Origin of the sequence: Nocardia amamiensis (assembly GCF_015477605.1) — a bacterium.
Taxonomy (GTDB): domain Bacteria; phylum Actinomycetota; class Actinomycetes; order Mycobacteriales; family Mycobacteriaceae; genus Nocardia; species Nocardia amamiensis_A.
The window spans coordinates 1-268 of record NZ_JADLQX010000308.1; the positions used below are offsets into that span (position 1 = coordinate 1).

At 69.0% G+C, this 268-nt stretch carries 1 protein-coding gene; it reads left to right on the forward strand.

The genetic code is table 11. The annotated features are described in order from the left end of the window. Nucleotides 1-268 (forward strand): hypothetical protein (locus IU459_RS40645; RefSeq protein ID WP_195134351.1); only part of this gene is annotated, 268 nt, incomplete at both ends.

The window sequence follows — 268 nt, forward strand, 5'->3', positions numbered from 1 at the left end:
CATGTCGGTGAACGGTGTCGGCGTCAACGACGCCACGCACTACCCGATGACGCTGCTGGTGATGGCCGAGTCCAGCATCGAGCTGACCCTGCGGTACCTGGGCAGCCGGTTCACCGCCGACGAGGTCGAGATCCTGGCCCGGCGCCTGGTCCGGGTGCTGGAAGCCCTGCTCGGCGACCCGGACGTCCTGGTCGGCGACATCGATATCCTCGACGCGGACGAACGGGCCCGGCTGCTGGTCGAATCCGGCGTCGCCGCAACCTCTGCC